Source organism: Pseudomonas sp. AO-1 (assembly GCF_019775695.1).
Classification (GTDB): Bacteria; Pseudomonadota; Gammaproteobacteria; order Pseudomonadales; family Pseudomonadaceae; genus Aquipseudomonas; species Aquipseudomonas parakoreensis.
Window position 1 is genome coordinate 3,027,718 of sequence record NZ_CP079947.1, and the last position, 15,647, is coordinate 3,043,364.

16 protein-coding genes are annotated in these 15,647 nt (G+C 61.6%); 13 read left to right on the forward strand and 3 right to left on the reverse strand.

Going from position 1 to position 15,647, the window contains the following annotated elements; all coding sequences use genetic code 11:
* Positions 1 to 3 precede the first annotated feature (3 nt).
* From KVQ82_RS13915 to KVQ82_RS13955, 9 genes are all read left to right on the forward strand, one after another.
* Positions 4 to 1,803, forward strand: coding sequence for a DUF2341 domain-containing protein (locus KVQ82_RS13915; protein ID WP_222019178.1), 1,800 nt, complete (start codon positions 4 to 6; stop codon positions 1,801 to 1,803).
* Positions 1,804 to 1,814: 11 nt separating this feature from the next.
* Positions 1,815 to 2,240: a biopolymer transporter ExbD gene (locus KVQ82_RS13920; RefSeq protein WP_003224462.1), complete on the forward strand. Its 426-nt coding sequence runs from the start codon at positions 1,815 to 1,817 to the stop codon at positions 2,238 to 2,240.
* 3 nt (positions 2,241 to 2,243) lie between these two features.
* The gene (locus KVQ82_RS13925; RefSeq protein WP_222019179.1) at positions 2,244 to 2,942 is read left to right on the forward strand and encodes an energy transducer TonB; all 699 of its coding nucleotides are present in this window, start codon (positions 2,244 to 2,246) and stop codon (positions 2,940 to 2,942) included.
* Positions 2,943 to 2,981: 39 nt separating this feature from the next.
* Positions 2,982 to 4,679 (forward strand): putative porin, encoded by a 1,698-nt coding sequence (locus KVQ82_RS13930; RefSeq protein WP_222019180.1) that lies wholly within the window; start codon positions 2,982 to 2,984, stop codon positions 4,677 to 4,679.
* An 18-nt stretch (positions 4,680 to 4,697) separates the two neighbouring features.
* Positions 4,698 to 5,327: a DNA repair protein gene (locus tag KVQ82_RS13935; protein ID WP_222019181.1), complete on the forward strand. Its 630-nt coding sequence runs from the start codon at positions 4,698 to 4,700 to the stop codon at positions 5,325 to 5,327.
* 17 nt (positions 5,328 to 5,344) lie between these two features.
* The gene (locus KVQ82_RS13940) at positions 5,345 to 5,815 is read left to right on the forward strand and encodes a YbjN domain-containing protein (RefSeq protein ID WP_222019182.1); all 471 of its coding nucleotides are present in this window, start codon (positions 5,345 to 5,347) and stop codon (positions 5,813 to 5,815) included.
* Positions 5,812 to 6,759 (forward strand): peptidylprolyl isomerase, encoded by a 948-nt coding sequence (locus KVQ82_RS13945; RefSeq protein WP_222019183.1) that lies wholly within the window; start codon positions 5,812 to 5,814, stop codon positions 6,757 to 6,759. The genes KVQ82_RS13940 and KVQ82_RS13945 overlap by 4 nt, the downstream gene beginning before the upstream one ends.
* A 165-nt stretch (positions 6,760 to 6,924) precedes the next feature.
* On the forward strand, positions 6,925 to 7,905 hold the full coding sequence (locus tag KVQ82_RS13950) for a LysR family transcriptional regulator (protein WP_222019184.1): 981 nt from the start codon (positions 6,925 to 6,927) through the stop codon (positions 7,903 to 7,905).
* A 176-nt stretch (positions 7,906 to 8,081) separates the two neighbouring features.
* Positions 8,082 to 8,591 carry a GNAT family N-acetyltransferase gene (locus tag KVQ82_RS13955; RefSeq protein WP_222019185.1) on the forward strand — a complete coding sequence of 170 codons (510 nt, stop codon included), beginning with the start codon at positions 8,082 to 8,084 and terminating at the stop codon, positions 8,589 to 8,591.
* Positions 8,592 to 8,610: 19 nt separating this feature from the next.
* On the opposite strand, the gene KVQ82_RS13960 is transcribed toward KVQ82_RS13955, so the two are convergent.
* Positions 8,611 to 9,303 (reverse strand): aspartate/glutamate racemase family protein, encoded by a 693-nt coding sequence (locus tag KVQ82_RS13960; RefSeq protein ID WP_222019186.1) that lies wholly within the window; start codon positions 9,301 to 9,303, stop codon positions 8,611 to 8,613.
* Between the two features lie 205 nt (positions 9,304 to 9,508).
* On the opposite strand from KVQ82_RS13960, the gene KVQ82_RS13965 reads away from it, so the two are divergent.
* On the forward strand, positions 9,509 to 10,000 hold the full coding sequence (locus tag KVQ82_RS13965; RefSeq protein ID WP_222019187.1) for a hypothetical protein: 492 nt from the start codon (positions 9,509 to 9,511) through the stop codon (positions 9,998 to 10,000).
* Between the two features lie 111 nt (positions 10,001 to 10,111).
* Here KVQ82_RS13965 and KVQ82_RS13970 read toward each other — a convergent pair whose 3' ends face one another.
* Both KVQ82_RS13970 and ccoN read right to left on the reverse strand, forming a co-directional pair.
* Positions 10,112 to 10,330, reverse strand: coding sequence for a CcoQ/FixQ family Cbb3-type cytochrome c oxidase assembly chaperone (locus tag KVQ82_RS13970; protein WP_108182584.1), 219 nt, complete (start codon positions 10,328 to 10,330; stop codon positions 10,112 to 10,114).
* An 18-nt stretch (positions 10,331 to 10,348) separates the two neighbouring features.
* Entirely contained in the window at positions 10,349 to 11,776 is a 1,428-nt protein-coding gene (ccoN, locus tag KVQ82_RS13975) for a cytochrome-c oxidase, cbb3-type subunit I (RefSeq protein WP_222019188.1), read from the reverse strand.
* A gap of 344 nt (positions 11,777 to 12,120) precedes the next feature.
* Between ccoN and KVQ82_RS13980 the strand changes: the two genes are divergently transcribed.
* The 3 genes from KVQ82_RS13980 (at position 12,121) to KVQ82_RS13990 (ending at position 15,552) form a co-directional block, all read left to right on the forward strand.
* Complete coding sequence (locus KVQ82_RS13980) at positions 12,121 to 13,794, forward strand: nitrite/sulfite reductase (RefSeq protein WP_222019189.1); 1,674 nt, start codon at positions 12,121 to 12,123, stop codon at positions 13,792 to 13,794.
* Positions 13,791 to 14,270 (forward strand): DUF934 domain-containing protein, encoded by a 480-nt coding sequence (locus KVQ82_RS13985; RefSeq protein WP_222019190.1) that lies wholly within the window; start codon positions 13,791 to 13,793, stop codon positions 14,268 to 14,270. The genes KVQ82_RS13980 and KVQ82_RS13985 overlap by 4 nt, the downstream gene beginning before the upstream one ends.
* Before the next feature lie 307 nt (positions 14,271 to 14,577).
* Positions 14,578 to 15,552, forward strand: coding sequence for a hypothetical protein (locus KVQ82_RS13990; protein ID WP_003224487.1), 975 nt, complete (start codon positions 14,578 to 14,580; stop codon positions 15,550 to 15,552).
* Positions 15,553 to 15,647 lie beyond the last annotated feature (95 nt).

Genomic DNA, 15,647 nt, shown 5'->3' on the forward strand with positions numbered 1-15,647 from the left:
TTCATGCAGCGCCTCATTCTTTCGTTGTTGATCTGCCTGGGCTTCGTGCTCCCGGCCACGGCGCAGGCCTGGTGGCAGGACGACTGGCATTACCGCAAACAGATTGCCGTCGACACCACGCCGCAGGGTGCCGGGATCAATCAGGCGCTGGGCCGCACCGCGCTGCTGGTGCGCCTGCACACCGGCAATTTCACCTTCGATGGCGTCAAGGAAGACGGCTCGGATCTGCGCTTTGTCGCCGCTGATGACAAGACCGTGCTCAATCACCAGATCGAAAGCTTCGACGCGTTGATGGGCATGGCGCTGATCTGGGTCGATGTGCCGAATGTCGAGGGCGGACAGCGTCAGGACATCTGGATGTACTACGGCAACCAGAAGGCTCCGGCCACCGGCAACGGCCAGTTGACCTTCGATCCGAATTACACCGCGCTGTATCACTTCGACGGTGCCACCGGCACCCCGGCCAAAGACACCACCGCCTACGGCAACACTGCACAAAGCGCCACTGGCGCGGCGATTGACGGTGTGGTCGGTCGCGCCTTGCAGTTCAGCAGTCAGCCATTGCTGCTGCCGGCCAGTCCGTCGTTGCAGCACAGCGCTGGCAGCGCGTTCACCTTCAGTGCCTGGTTGCGGCTGGATCAGGCCAATGGCGAGCAACTGATTCTGGCCCGTCGCGAAGGCGCCAACAGTCTGCTGGTCGGGGTCAATCAAGGCGTGCCGTTCGTGGAGATCGACGGCCAGCGCGCGGTGGCCTCTCAGGCGCTGAATCCCGGCCAATGGCAGCATGTCGCGCTGACCGCCGAAGGTTCGAAAGTCAGCCTGTACATCAACGGTCGTGAGGGCGCGACCCTCGCGCAAGCGATGCCGGCGTTCAATTCGGTGATGGCGGTTGGCGGTGATCTGGCCGCTGGCCCGTACCAGCCATTTGTAGGAGCTATCGACGAACTGCGCCTGTCGAAGGTCGCGCGTCCGGCGCCGTTGCTGCTGGCCGATGCCACCGCGCAAGGTGCCGAGTCGAAACTGGTGACCTACGGCGTTGACGAAGAACAGTCCGGTTTCGGCTTCGGCAGCCTCGGATTCCTGCTCAACGCGGTACCGGTGGACGCCTGGGTGATCATCGCCGTGCTGGTGCTGATGATGTTCCAGTCGTGGATCATCATGCTGCGCAAGAACCGCACCCTCAGCCGCGTGAGCAAGGCCAACGAGGACTTCCGCGAGCAGTTCGCCAAGGTCGGTACCCGTCTGGAGATGTTCGCCGACGACGCGCAACTGGCCCAGCGTCTGCAGCACTCGCCGCTGTGGCGCCTGTACTCGGTGGCGGTCAAGGAAATCCGTACTCGCCGCGAGCAGGGCGCCGATACCTCTTCGGTGTCTGCCGCGACCATCGAAGCCATTCGCTGCTCGATGGACGGCGTGCGCACCCGCGAGAACCAGGCCCTCAGTTCGAAACTCTCGACCCTGTCCAACGCCATCGCTGGCGGTCCGTACATCGGCCTGCTCGGCACCGTGTTGGGGATCATGGTGGTGTTCCTCGGCACCGCCATGGCCGGCGACGTCAACATCAATGCCATCGCGCCGGGCATGGCGGCGGCGTTGCTCGCCACCGCCATGGGCCTGTTTGTCGCGATCCCGGCGCTGTTCGGCTACAACCGCCTGATCACCCGTAACAAGGAAGTCAGCGCCGACATGCGCGTGTTCGTCGACGAGTTCATTACCCGTCTGGCGGAGATGCACGGTGAAGGTCAGTCCAGTGAAGCGGCGCATCAGCGCAGCCATCACGCCAACCACTCCGTACCGGCCTGAGGAGCATTGCCATGGCGTCTGTAAATGCCTCCCACGACGATGACGAAGATGCAGCGGTGGACAGCATCAACATCACGCCACTGGTGGACGTGCTGATGGTGGTGCTGGTGATGTTCATCCTCACCGCCACTGCGCAGGTCTCCGGGATCCAGATCAACCTGCCCAAGGCCAGCGCCTCGGTGTCGCTGTCGGAGGCCAAGACCAAGGCGATTTCGGTCAACGACGGCGGTCAGGTGTTCCTCGACGCCTACCCGGTGACCCTCGCCGAGTTGGAGGAGCGCCTGCGTATCGAGAAGGCGCAGAGCCCGGACTTCCCGGTGATCGTGCGCGGCGACGCCACGGTGCAGTACCAGAAGGTTATCGAAGTGCTGGATCTGTTGCGCCGGCTCGAACTGTCTCAGGTCGGTCTGGTGACCGGCAAACCGACGCAGGGTTGAGTGATGACCGCACAACTTCCGATTGAGCCACTGCCGGTGAAGCGCTCGCCGTTGCGTTACCTGAAGTGGGGCGCCGGGCTGCTGCTCGGCGCGCTCGCCGCGTGGTGCCTGTGGCAGTGGGCCAATGACATGAGCGGCATCCGCCGTGAAGCGCCGAAGGTGCCGACGATCATTCCATTGCCGCCACCTCCGCCGCCAGAAAAACCGCCGGAACCGGAAACCCCGGTGGAAGAAAAAATCGTCGAGCCCGAGCCAACGCCCGAGCCGCAAGAGGTCAAGCCCGAGGAGGAGGCGCCGCCTTCACCGGCGGACGATCTGGCCAACCCGATGCAAATCGACGGCGACGCCCAGAGCGGCAATGACGCTTTCAATATCGGCGCCGGCAAGGGCGGCGGCATGGCCGGAGCGGGTGGCGGACGCTTGGGCACCGGCACCTACAGCCAGTTCCTGGCGTTCACCTTCCAGCGTTTGCTGCGCGAGAACCCGGACCTGCGCAACCTCGCGTTTTCGCTGCAGGCCGATGTCTGGCTGAGCAGCGTCGGCGAAATCACCCGGGTCGAGCTGGTCAAGTCCAGCGGCAAGCCTGAGATCGACACTCAGGTGCTGGCCGCATTGCGTAATGCGCCCCATCTGAGCGAACGGCCACCGGCCTCCATCACCTTGCCTGTGCGCCTGTCCCTGCAAGGGCGGCGTCCGGGTTAACCGAATTCATAAAGCTGTATGAAAAGGAGTTGTGTGCAGATGATTTCCAACGTGAATCGATTGTCCCTGGCGGTCGGCATGGTCATCGCGACCCTGGTCGGTCAGGCCGCGGCAGCGCCTGCGCCCTCGGAGAACGCCACGATCAATCTGATCCGCTTGCTGGTCGAGCAGGGCATTCTGAAACAGGACAAGGCCGATGCGCTGATCGCCCAGGCGCAGAATGAAGCCGCCCAGGCCAAGCAGGCAGCGGCTTCGACAGCGGTCGCAGCCGGTCCGGTGGCGGCACCGGGCGATGTGCGCGTGCAGTATGTGCCGGCCGCGGTACGCGACCAGATCCGCGATCAGGTCAAGGCCGAAGTCATGGCCACCGCCAAGCAGGAAAACTGGGCCGCACCCAACACCTTCCCGGATTGGGCATCGCGCATCAGCTTCGACGGCGACATTCGTCTGCGTGACGAATCGCGCTACTACTCGGGCAGCAACAGCAACGAAATCGTCGACTTCGCCAAACTCAACAACAACGGCCCGTACGACGTGAACCCCAACAGCAGCACCAACCTGCCGCCGTTGCTCAATACCCGTGAAGACCGCACCAACCTGTTCCGGCTGCGCGCGCGGCTAGGGATGAAAGCGGTGATCTCGCCAGAATGGACCGCCGGCATCCGCATCGGCACCGGCTCGGACAACAACCCGGTATCGACCACGCAGAACCTCGGCGGCGGTTTCGCCAAGAAAGACATCTGGCTCGATCAGGGCTACCTGAACTGGAAGCCGACCGATGAGCTGACCCTGACCGGCGGGCGTTTCGCCAACCCGTTCATGTCCACCGACATGCTGTACTCCAACGACCTCAACTTCGACGGCGTGGCGGCGATTTTCGACCACAAGCTCAACCGTGACTGGGGTGTGTTCGGTACCGTCGGCGCGTTCCCGGTGGATTACACCAACGACACCAGCACCAGCAATGGCTTCGACAAGGAAGAAAGCGACAACAAGTGGCTGTACGGCGCGCAGCTCGGCGCCAAGTGGGCAATCAACAGCAACAACCGCCTCAAGGGCGCGTTGGCTTACTACCGTTTCGACGACATTCAGGGTCAGCGCTCCAGCCCTTGCGCACCGTGGGCCGGCGCTCCGGGCTGCGACACCGACGGCAGCCGTGCAGCATTCATGCAGAAGGGCAACAGCGTGTTCCTGCTGCGCGACATCACGCCGAACCCGGCCAACCCGACCACCACGCCGCAGCCGCAATTCGTTGGTCTTGCGTCGGAATTCAACCTGCTGGACCTGAACCTGGTATGGGACGCCGATCTGCCGCAAGACTTCAAATTGCGCAGCCAGGGCAACTACATCCACAACCTCGGTTACGACGAAGGCGACATGCGCAAACGGTCGGAAGGGCAGATCGTCAACAACCTCAACAGCAACGGCGAGATCCAAAGCGGCGCCAATGCGTGGATGGTCCAGTTCACCCTCGGCAACGCGCTGGACCTGAAGAAGCAGGGCGACTGGAACCTGTTCGCCGGCTACAAGTACATCCAGCCGGACGCCTTGCCTGATGGCTTCAACGACTCGTCATTCCACCTCGGCGGCACCAACGCCAAGGGCTATATCCTCGGCGGCAACTACGGTCTGGCGAAGAACGTCTACGCCACCGGCCGCTGGATGAGCACCGAGGCCGTGTACGGTGCGCCGTTCGACATCGACGTCTTGCAGCTTGAGATCAACACGCGCTTCTAAGGCGCCGGGAGTACGGTCATGCACGCACGAGTTTTACTGTTGGGGCTGAGTTTTTTCATCGCGCAAGGCGCGCACGCCGAAGGCATGGAGGAGCGTCTGCGCACCCAGTTGCGCAGCACCACCCAGCAGTTACAGACCCTGCAGAGCCAGCAGGCCCAGGCCAGCGCCGCGCAACTGGCGGCGCAGAATGAGGCCAAGGCCGCGCAGGCGCAGATCAAGCAATTGACCGCTGAACTGGCCAAGGCCAGAGGCGTGGCCGAACAGTTGGCCGGCCAGCAGCAGAATCTGCACAGCCAGACGCAAGCGCAAGTCGCCGCCAGTAACGAACAGGTCGGCAAGTTCAAGAAGGCCTACGACGAGTTGCTGGTCATGGCCCGTGCCAAAGAGGCAGAACGGTCTAAGCTTCAAGCGCAATTGGCTGAACGTGACACACAAGTGCAGCAATGTTCAGTCAAGAATCAGCAGATGTACGGCGTCGCCAAACAGATCCTCAGCGCCTACGAAAACATCGATGTCGCCGAGGTGATGAAGATCCGCCAGCCCTTCGCGGGCAGCGCCCGGGTCAAGTTCGATGAACTGGCCCAGGGGTTTGGTGACGAGCTTTACAAGACTCAATTCGACGCGCCGCAAGCTGCGCTCTCGCACTGATAAACAAGGAAGAAGTCATGACTCAATTGATCAGCCATGTGTCCCCACAATCCCTGACCGACGTCCTGCAAGCGGCCGGTTATCGCGTCAACCAGACCGAACAGAACGGCATCGTGCAGTTGCTCAGCGCCAGTCAGGGCATCGGTTATGCCGTGCGTTTCGGCAACCCGGCGGTGGAGCAGGGCCGCTATGTCGATTTCACCTTCAGCTGTGCGCTGCGGGTGCAAGGTGAGTTGCCACAGGGCGTGGCCGAGCAGTGGAACGCCACCCGGCGTTTTGCCCGGTTGTCGTTGCAGGGCGAATTTCTGGTGATGGAAATGGACGTGGTGGTTGCGGCGGGCGTGAGCAACGATCACCTGCGAGGCAATCTGGAATTGTGGGATCGTTTGCTGCAGGAATTCATCGTCTACCTGCGTGAATTCACCCAGGCCGCGCAAGCCTCGACAGCCAAAGTCGCTACCACTGAGCAAGAGGAAGTCGCGCTGTGAAAAAGCCTGCCATGGTGATCGGCGCCGGGGCAGTGGCGCTGTTGGTGGTAGCCGTGGCACTGGTGCTGCGACCGGGCACTGACCCGGTTGCCGCCCAGCAATCGTCGCCCTTGGCGGCGGTTGCTGCGGGGCCGGCAGTGGCGCGGTTGGGCAATCAGCAGGTGACGCCACAGGAGTTGCAGGCATTGCTGGCGACATTGCCACCGGCAAGTGCCGAGCAACTGCGCGGCAACCGTGAAGCACTGGAGCGCTGGATTCGTACCCGTCTGGCAGAGAAAGCGGTGCTGGAGCAGGCCGACGCTCAGGGCTGGGCGCAGCGTCCGGACGTGGTGCGACAAACCCGCGCGGCCAGCGAGCAGATCGTCTTTCGCGATTATTTGCGCTCGGTCAGCAGCGTGCCGGCGGACTACCCGAGTACGGCCGAGTTGCAACAGGCGTACGACGCCGGCAAAGCCAACTGGATGACCCCGCCGTTGTATCGGGTCAGCCAGATTTTCCTCGCGGTGCCGGATGCCCAGAGCCTGGACGCTGTGCGCAAACAGGCGGCCGAGATGAGCAAGAAAGCCCAGAGCACGCCGGGGGATTTTGCCGCGCTGGCGACTCAGTATTCGCAGGATCGCCTGACCGCCGAACGGGGCGGCGACACCGGACTGCAACCTCTGCAGCAACTGGTGCCGGAGGTGCGGGGGGCAGTGGCGAAGTTGAAGGTCGGTGCGGTGTCCGATCCGGTGCAAAGCGCGGCTGGCTTCCATGTGATCAAACTCACCGAACAGCAACCGGCGCGTACCGCGACCCTCGACGAACTGCGCGATCAATTGACTCAGGCCTTGCGGGCGCAACGGCAGGAGCAGATTGCCCAGGCGTATCTGGACGGGATGCTCAATACCGCGACGCTGAGTATCGACGGGGCTGAGCTGAACAAGGTCCTCGAAACCCACCAATAACCCTGTGGGAGCTGGCTTGCCAGCGATGGCGGAGTGTCAGGCAACACAGGGGCTGGATGTGAGTCCCCCATCGCTGGCAAGCCAGCTCCCACAGGATCTTCACAGGTTCAGACGTTCCATACCGCGCCGGAAGCATCAACAACAAAGATCGACAGGGAGTCATCGATGTCATTCACCGAACCCGCAGGACGACAGGGTAGCCCCGACTATCGCTGGGCGCAGGGCGAGCGCGAGCCGTGGCTGGCGCAAGCCGCGACCATCGATGCCGAGGTCGCGCAATATTTTCTGGTCAGTGCTCGCTGCGGTTGCTTCATGCAGGCGGCGCGCAGTCTCAACGTGCGCTCGACCTTGCTGCGCAAACAATTGGCGCAGCTTGAGCAAACGCTGCAGCACGCGCTGTTCAGCTTTCAAGGCAGCGCCTTGAGCCTGACCCGTGAAGGTCAGCAGTTGCAGGCGCAACTGGTTGCGCTGGCCCACGAACGCAAACTGCCGGTGGTAGAGCAGCCGCTGGTGCGTTTGGCCGTCGCCGAGTCGATTCTGCATGACATCCTTGGTCGTGACCTGATCGCACTGCTGCGGCGCAATGCCAGCGTGCGTCTGGAGATCATTGCGCTGGACAGCGAACTGGCGCTGCGCGCGGTCAGTGCCGACGTGGTGCTATGGCTGGCCCACGGCGAAACCCCCAGCCCCGGCCCGACCTTCGCCACCAGCCAGCCGCAGGCGCTGGCGCGGCTTGACTACCTGCCGCACATCGCCAAACGCTATTCCCGCGTCACCGCGCGCCCGGCCAGTGCCGACGACCTCGGCGATTTCATGCTGGTGCAATGGCAGCACGACCGGCAGATCGACAGCTTTCGGCCGTGGAATGAGCTGGTTGAACAGCGTCTGGCCGGTGTGGTGCAGATGCAGTCTTACGAGCTGATGCTGGAAATGATCCGCTGCAGCGCGTGCATCGGTCTGCTGCCGGCGTACATGAGCCGCTTCGATCGCGGGTTGATCGCGCTGCCGGGGCTGTTTGATGAGCCGATGCAGTTGCAGGCATGGCTGGCGGTCAACGTTGAATCCCAGGCGATAGAAGAAGTCCGCACGCTGGTCGAACTCATCCACCACACCTTCAACGAACGCCAGGAATGGTTTCAGACCTGACCCAATCCCCCGACACACCATTCCCTGTAGGAGCTGCCGCAGGCTGCGATCTTTTGATCTTGCTTTTAAACGACAAGATCAAAAGATCGCAGCCTGCGGCAGCTCCTACAGTTTGTATGTGTTTGAACAAGCAGTTTAGAGTAATCGGCCACCCATCGATCCAGGAAGGATCCGCCATGCCCGAGCACGCTCCCGCCATCAAAATCGAACGCTTCAATGAGTCGCACCTTGAGGGCATCACCGCGCTGTACAACGATCCGGTCGTGACCCGGCAGGTGTTGCAGATGCCGTTTCAGTCCACTGAGGTTTGGCGCAAACGCCTTGCGCCAGACAACGAACGGGTGGTGCAACTGGTGGCGCTGCATGAGGGTGTGGTCATTGGCAATCTTGGCCTGGAAAACTATTCACGAATCCGCCGCGCCCACGCCGGCAATGTCGGCATGGCGGTCGCCGTGGCGTGGCAAGGCAAAGGGGTCGGTTCGACACTGCTGGCGGCGGCGCTGGACGTCGCCGACAACTGGATGAACCTGCACCGGGTCGAACTCTCGGTGTACGCCGACAACGAGGCGGCCATCGGTCTGTACCGCAAATTCGGCTTCGAGAACGAAGGCCTGTTCCGTGACTACGCGGTGCGCGACGGGCGATGGGTCGACACCCTGAGCATGGCCCGCCTGCGCCGTCGATAAGCCAAAAAATCCTGTGGGGTCAGTCACCCAGCGCGAACGCCACCGCCGCCTGCGCATGCAGTTCGGTGGTGTCGAGCAGGGGCAGGGCGCTGTGTTCGGGTTTGACCAGCAAGCCGATTTCCGTGCAGCCGAGGATGATCGCCTGGGCACCGCGCGCGGTCAGCGTTTCGATCACTCGTTGATAGATTTTGCGTGATTCGTCACTGATCACCCCGACGCACAGTTCGTCGTAGATGATCCGGTGCACGTCCTTGCGCTCGGCGTCGTCCGGCACCAGTACCGTCAGACCCTGCGCAATCAGGCGCTGCTTGAGAAAGTCCTGCTCCATGGTGAATGCCGTGCCGAGCAGGCCCACCGTGTGCGCATCAATATTCAGCGCGGCCTGTGCTGCCGGTTCGGCGATGTGCAGGAACGGAATGCTGATCGCTGCCTGAATCTGCGCCGCGACCTTGTGCATGGTGTTGGTACACAGCACCACGCATTCGGCGCCGCCGGCCTGCAGCCTGCGTGCGGCATCCACCAGAATCGCCGCCGCATCGTCCCAGCGCCCGGCGTGCTGGGCCTGCTCGACCGGGCCGAAGTCGACGCTGTACATCAGGATTTGCGCCGAGCGCAGCGGGCCGAGGCGGTCGCGGACCTGTTGATTGATGAGTCGATAATATTCAGCGCTGGATTCCCAGCTCATGCCGCCGATCAAGCCGATGGTACGCATTGAAATTCCTCGTTCAATGGCCCGTATTGGAAAAGTCGGGCTCCGGCCGAGTGTCCATCGGTTGCACGACGGATGCCAGTACAAAGCAACTGTACCGTTGATCCATTTGCCAAGTGTCACGGTGTCGACGTTCGAGGTTAAACGTACGCCGGTACGCCGATCTGTCACTATCGACTCTCGCAGGCTCTCTCCGAGGAACGTACCGATGAACGACGTACAACAACTGGGCGAAATGCTTCGTCACTATGCCGAGAGTGAAGCGCACAAGAAGCAACTGTTCCAAACCCAGTCGCAGGCTTGGGCCAGCCGCATCACCGAACTGTTCGGCCAGATCCAGCAATGGCTGGAACCGGTGCAGGCACCGAGCCTGCTGGAGGTGAGCCGCGAAGCTTACGTGGCATTCGGGCCGAGCACCCCGGTGGAAACCTCGACCTTCAACACCGAGAAACTGAGCATCGTGATTGCCGGCAAAATGGTGGAATTCGTGCCGGACGTGATGGGCAGCGCCGGGCAGATTTCTCTGGCGGTGATGGGCCTGACCGCGGCGCGCTACGGCAGCATTTCGCTGGTGGGATTACCGAGCGGCGAGTGGCAGTGGCGCAAAACCAATGGCCTGAAGGATCCGGACACCTTTGTGTTTGATGCGGACTTTCTTGCACAGCAGTTGCAGAGCCTGATTCCCCGCGACCGCGCCTGACCCGCAAAAAAACTGTAGGAGCTGCCGAAGGCTGCGATCTTTTGACTTTGATTTTCTAAAAACAAGATCAAAAGGTCGCAGCCTTCGGCAGCTCCTACACGGGGCGGGGGATTACATGTCGAGGTTGATCCAGCCCGGTTTCGCCTCTTCCGGCGCCACCGCTTTCACGGTTTTGCCGGTGGCCAGTTCCACCCGCCGTGCCACCTCCGGATCATCGGCAAACGGCACCATGCTCGCATCGTCGAGGCTTTCCGCCGTCTGGTGGCGCAGGCAGTACTCCACCGCCAGCCACAGAAACACCACGCCCAGCACATTCAAGAAAATATCCATTCTCTTCAGCTCCCTGCCTCAGGCGATCTGCGCCTGACTGCGCGCCAGCGCCACGTCGGCGACCCGCACCGTGCGCCAGACGTTGTAGGCCATCAGCAGCATGCCGCTGAGGAAGAACACCCCGCCAGCAAAGCGCACGATGAACCCCGGATGACTGGCCTGCAGCGCCTCGACAAACGAATAGGTCAGCGTGCCGTCCTCGTTGATCGCCCGCCACATCAGGCCCTGGGTGATGCCGTTGACCCACATTGAGGCGATGTACAGCACCGTACCAATGGTCGCCAGCCAGAAGTGCAGGTTGATCAGCGGCGTGCTGTACATCTGCTCGCGGCCAAAGACTTTCGGCACCATGTGATACGTCGCGCCGAAGGTGATCATCGCCACCCAGCCCAAAGCCCCGGCGTGAACGTGGCCGATGGTCCAGTCGGTGTAGTGGGAGAGGGCGTTGACGGTTTTGATCGCCATCATCGGCCCTTCGAACGTCGACATGCCGTAGAACGCCAGCGACAGGACGAGGAAGCGCAAAATCGGATCGGTGCGCAACTTATGCCAGGCGCCCGACAAGGTCATCATGCCGTTGATCATCCCGCCCCAGCTCGGCGCCAGCAGGATCAGTGACATTGCCATACCGAGGGACTGCGCCCAGTCCGGCAGCGCGGTGTAGTGCAAGTGGTGCGGGCCGGCCCAGATGTACAGGGTGATCAGCGCCCAGAAATGCACGATCGACAACCGGTACGAATACACCGGGCGATTAACCTGTTTCGGCACGAAGTAATACATCATTCCGAGAAAGCCCGTGGTCAGGAAGAACCCCACCGCGTTATGCCCGTACCACCACTGCACCATGGCATCGGTGGCCCCGGAATACACCGGATAGGATTTGAACCAGTCCACCGGAATCGACAGGTGATTGACTACGTGCAGCATGGCGATCACCAGAATGAACGCGCCAAAGAACCAGTTGCCGACGTAGATGTGTTTGGTCTTGCGCTGCACCACGGTGGTGAAAAACACGATGGCATACGCCACCCAGACCACCGCCATCCACACCGCGCCGGAGAATTCGATCTCGGCATATTCCTTGGTGGTGGTGTAGCCCATTGGCAGGGTGATCAGCATGATCACGATCACCGATTGCCAGCCCCAGAACGTGAAGGCGGCGAGCTTGTCCGAATACAGCCGCACCTGGCAGGTGCGCTGCACCGCGTAGTAACTGGCGGCGAATTGCGCGCTGCCGGCGAAACCGAAAATCACCAGGCTGGTGTGCAATGGCCGCAAGCGGCCGAAGGTGGTCCAGGGCAGGTCGAGGTTCATCTCCGGCCACACCAGTTGCGAGGCGATCCATACCCCCATCGCCATGCCGACGACACCCCAGAACACCGTCGCGATAACGAATTGGCGGACGACCTTGTAGTTATAAGCCTGTCCGATTGTTGCTGTGCTCATGGTCAGTTCTTCCACGGTTGCAAAGTCTTGCCAGGCCACCCTGGTCTGGCACGAGCTGCACTGTAGGAATACCGCCAGAAACAAAACAGGCTCAGGAATATTTCATTTGTACGGATCAGATTGGAGTGCTGACTGCGGCGTTCTGCCGCGCCCTGATACGGTTTTTATCGTTTCAGGTGAATCTGTTGTGTGCTGCGCTGCTCGTCCATAGTGCCTTTACGAAAACTGTGGGAGCGAGCCTGCTCGCGAATGCGGTGTGTCAGCCAACAATGCAGTTGCCTGACACACCGCATTCGCGAGCAGGCTCGCTCCCACAGAACTAATTGATGAGGTGGGGCAGGCACATGTATCAATACGACGATTACGACCGCGCACTGGTGTTCGAGCGCGTTGCGCAGTTTCGCGATCAGGTCGAGCGCTTCATGGCCGGTGAATTGAGCGATGAGGAGTTCTTGCCGCTGCGCCTGCAAAACGGCCTGTACCTGCAAAAGCACGCGTACATGCTGCGGGTAGCGATCCCCTACGGCACCCTGAGTGCCGAACAGATGCGCACACTGGCAAGCATCGCCGCCGATTACGATCGCGGTTACGGCCACTTCACCACGCGGCAGAACCTGCAATTCAACTGGATCGAACTGGCGCAGGTGCCGGACATCCTTGAACGTCTGGCGCAGGTCAACATGCATGCGATCCAGACCTCCGGCAACTGCGTGCGCAACATCACCACCGAAGCCTTCGCCGGGGTCGCGGCGGACGAGCTGATCGACCCGCGCCCGCTGGCCGAGATCCTCCGCCAATGGTCGACCATCAACCCGGAATTCCTCTTTCTGCCACGCAAGTTCAAGATCGCCATCTGCTCGGCTAAGCAGGACCGTGCGGCGATCATGATGCATGACATCGGCCTGTATCTTTATCCGGGGCGCGACGGGCAAATGCTGTTGCGAGTGATCGTCGGTGGCGGGTTGGGGCGCACGCCGATTCTCGGTGTGCAGATCCGCGAAGGTTTGCCGTGGCAGCATCTGCTGTCCTACGTCGAGGCGATCCTGCGGGTCTATAACCGCCATGGCCGGCGCGACAACAAGTACAAGGCGCGGATCAAGATTCTGGTCAAGGCGCTGGGCATCGAGGCGTTCGCCAAAGAGGTCGAGGAAGAATGGCAACACCTCAAGGACGGCCCGGCGCAGTTGACCGAGGCTGAATACGCGCGGGTCGCCAGTGCCTTCGTGCCGCCGATCTATCACACCCTGGCCGACACCGATCTGGACTTCGGCACGCATCTGGCTGAAAGTCCGGCGTTCGCCCGCTGGGTCGCGCGCAACGTGCAGCCGCACAAGAAAGCGGGTTACACCAGCGTGGTGCTGTCGACCAAACCCGGTCTGAGTGCGCCCCCGGGGGATGTCACCGGGTTGCAGATGCTGGCGGTGGCCGACTGGGCGGAGCGCTTCGGATTTGGCGAAATTCGCATTGCCCACGAGCAGAACATTGTCCTGCCCGATGTGCAAAAGTCTGACCTCTACGAACTCTGGCAGCTGGCCTGCGAGCGCAATCTGGGCAGCGCCAACGTCGGCCTGCTGACCGACATCATCGCCTGCCCGGGCGGGGATTTCTGTGCGCTGGCCAACGCCAAGTCGATCCCGATTGCCCAGGCGATTCAGGCGCGTTTCGACAACCTCGACTACCTGCACGATCTGGGCGACATCAGCCTGAACATCTCCGGTTGCATGAATGCCTGCGGCCATCACCACATCGGCAATATCGGCATTCTCGGCGTCGATAAGAACGGCAGCGAGTGGTACCAGATCACCCTCGGCGGCGCGCAGGGCAAACACAGCGCACTGGGCAAAGTCATCGGTCCGTCCTTCAGCGCGGCTGAAGTGCCGCAGGTGATCGAGCGGATTATCGGCACCTTCGTGCGTTACCGCGAAAGCGAGGAGCTGTTTGTCGACACCGTAGCGCGTATTGGCCTGGAGCCGTTCAAGGAACGGATCTATCCGAAAATGCTGGAGGTCTCGGCATGAACAATCTGCTGCGGCTGGAGCAGGGTGTGGCGCGGCAGGTCGAGGATGATCCGTGGACGCTGATTCGCGAGCCGGAGCAGGGCAGGTCGCAAGGATTGCTGATTCTGCCATTGGCGCACTGGCTGCAATCGCCATCGACCCACGCGGTGTGGCTGGGGCCGGACGACGACGTTGAAAGCGTGGTGCCGTGGCTGGCTTCGCTGCCGCTGATTGCCCTGGATTTCCCGAGCTTTCGCGATGGTCGCGCCTACAGTCAGGCCTATCTGCTGCGCAGCCGGTTTGGCTGGAGCGGTGAGTTGCGGGCGATTGGCGATGTATTGCGTGATCAGCTCAGCCATATGCGTCAGTGCGGATTCGACAGCTTCGCAGTGCGCGAGGACAAGTCGGCCGAAGATGCCCTGAAAGGACTGGCCGGCATGAGCGTGCTGTACGGCCGCTCGGTGATCGAGCCGCGCCCATTGTTCCGCAGACGCTGAATATCCATTGCTTAATAGATACTTTGTGGTGAGGGGATTTATCCCCGATGGGCTGCGAAGCAGACCTAAAATCTGCCGAAGCATTTCTTCAGCTAAAACCTGTTGGCTGGTTCTGCGGCCGCTGCGCAGCCGGTCGGGGATAAATCCCCTCACCACAATTGTCTAGCGGCCCCTTCTATACAGGGGAAACCCTTACATCCCGCACCATTCCCGGATTTTCCCTTGGGTCGATGCTGGCCTTTTGGTAGAGTCGCCGTCGCCAGCGGGTTTTCGGCTGGACGACGGAACGAAGAAGGGAGTCTGGGTAGTGAGTGCGGGCAAAAAGATTTTGGGCCTCACGGCGTTGCTGTTGATGCTGACGCTGTGGGCCAGTTACTTCTATGTGTTCAAGGAAAACCGCGACGGCCAGTTGGGCGGCGCCGGTGAAAGCACCGCGTGGTGCGGCGCGCCGCCGTCCACCGAAGCGGCGCTGTTGGGCAAGGATCAACTGACCCTGCGCGTCACCAACAACCTGCGCGGCGAGTTCATGCTCAGTGGCTCGCTGGTGGTCTCCGAACGCACCTTCAACCGCTACGATCTGGGCCGCAACGAACTGCGTCTGCGCCTCGAACCGTTGCAGTGGTCGTATGGCGTCACGCCGATCTTCCTCGAACAGGTCAAGGTCCAGCCGCTGAGCCGCAACCTCGCCTCACCGACCAAAAGCGCCTACGCCGAGCTTGAGCCACGGCCAATCGGCGTGCAGGGCCAGGTCACCGACTTTCCGTTCGACACCTATCGCTACGGCTACAAACCGGTGCTGTATTACCTCAAGGGCAGCGAGCGCATCGACCTGCGCTTCAAGAACATCACCACGCTGATGGATATGTCCAATACCTTCACCCCGATTCAGAAATACAACCGCGTCGAGTACATCAACGAGAAAAACTCGATGATCCGCGACGAGGACTACAAGGCCTACGGCCCGCACGAATGCGCGTTCAGCGTCGAGCGCAAAGGCTCGTTCAAGGTTGTGGTGCTGTTGTTGCTGCTGGTGCTGTGCCTGCCGCTGCTGCACGTGTTCTATCGCGACGAACCGGGGATTGACTTCCTTGCTACGCTGGTGGCGATTGCCGTGGTGCGCGTGCTGCTGGTGGGGCCGGTGCAGGACTTCCAGCTGTACAACATCGACTTCCTGTTCGGCGCGGCGATCCTGCTGGTGGGCTCGGTGTCGCTGATCAAGGCGATGCGCGCCAACAGTCGGCGGGAGATGGCGTTGAAGAGCGGGGCGACATCTTCCTGGTAATGCGGCCCTGAACATGACCCTGTAGGAGCTGCCGCAGGTTGCGATCTTTTGATCTTGTTTTTTAAAAGCAACATCATAAGATCGCAGCCTGCGGC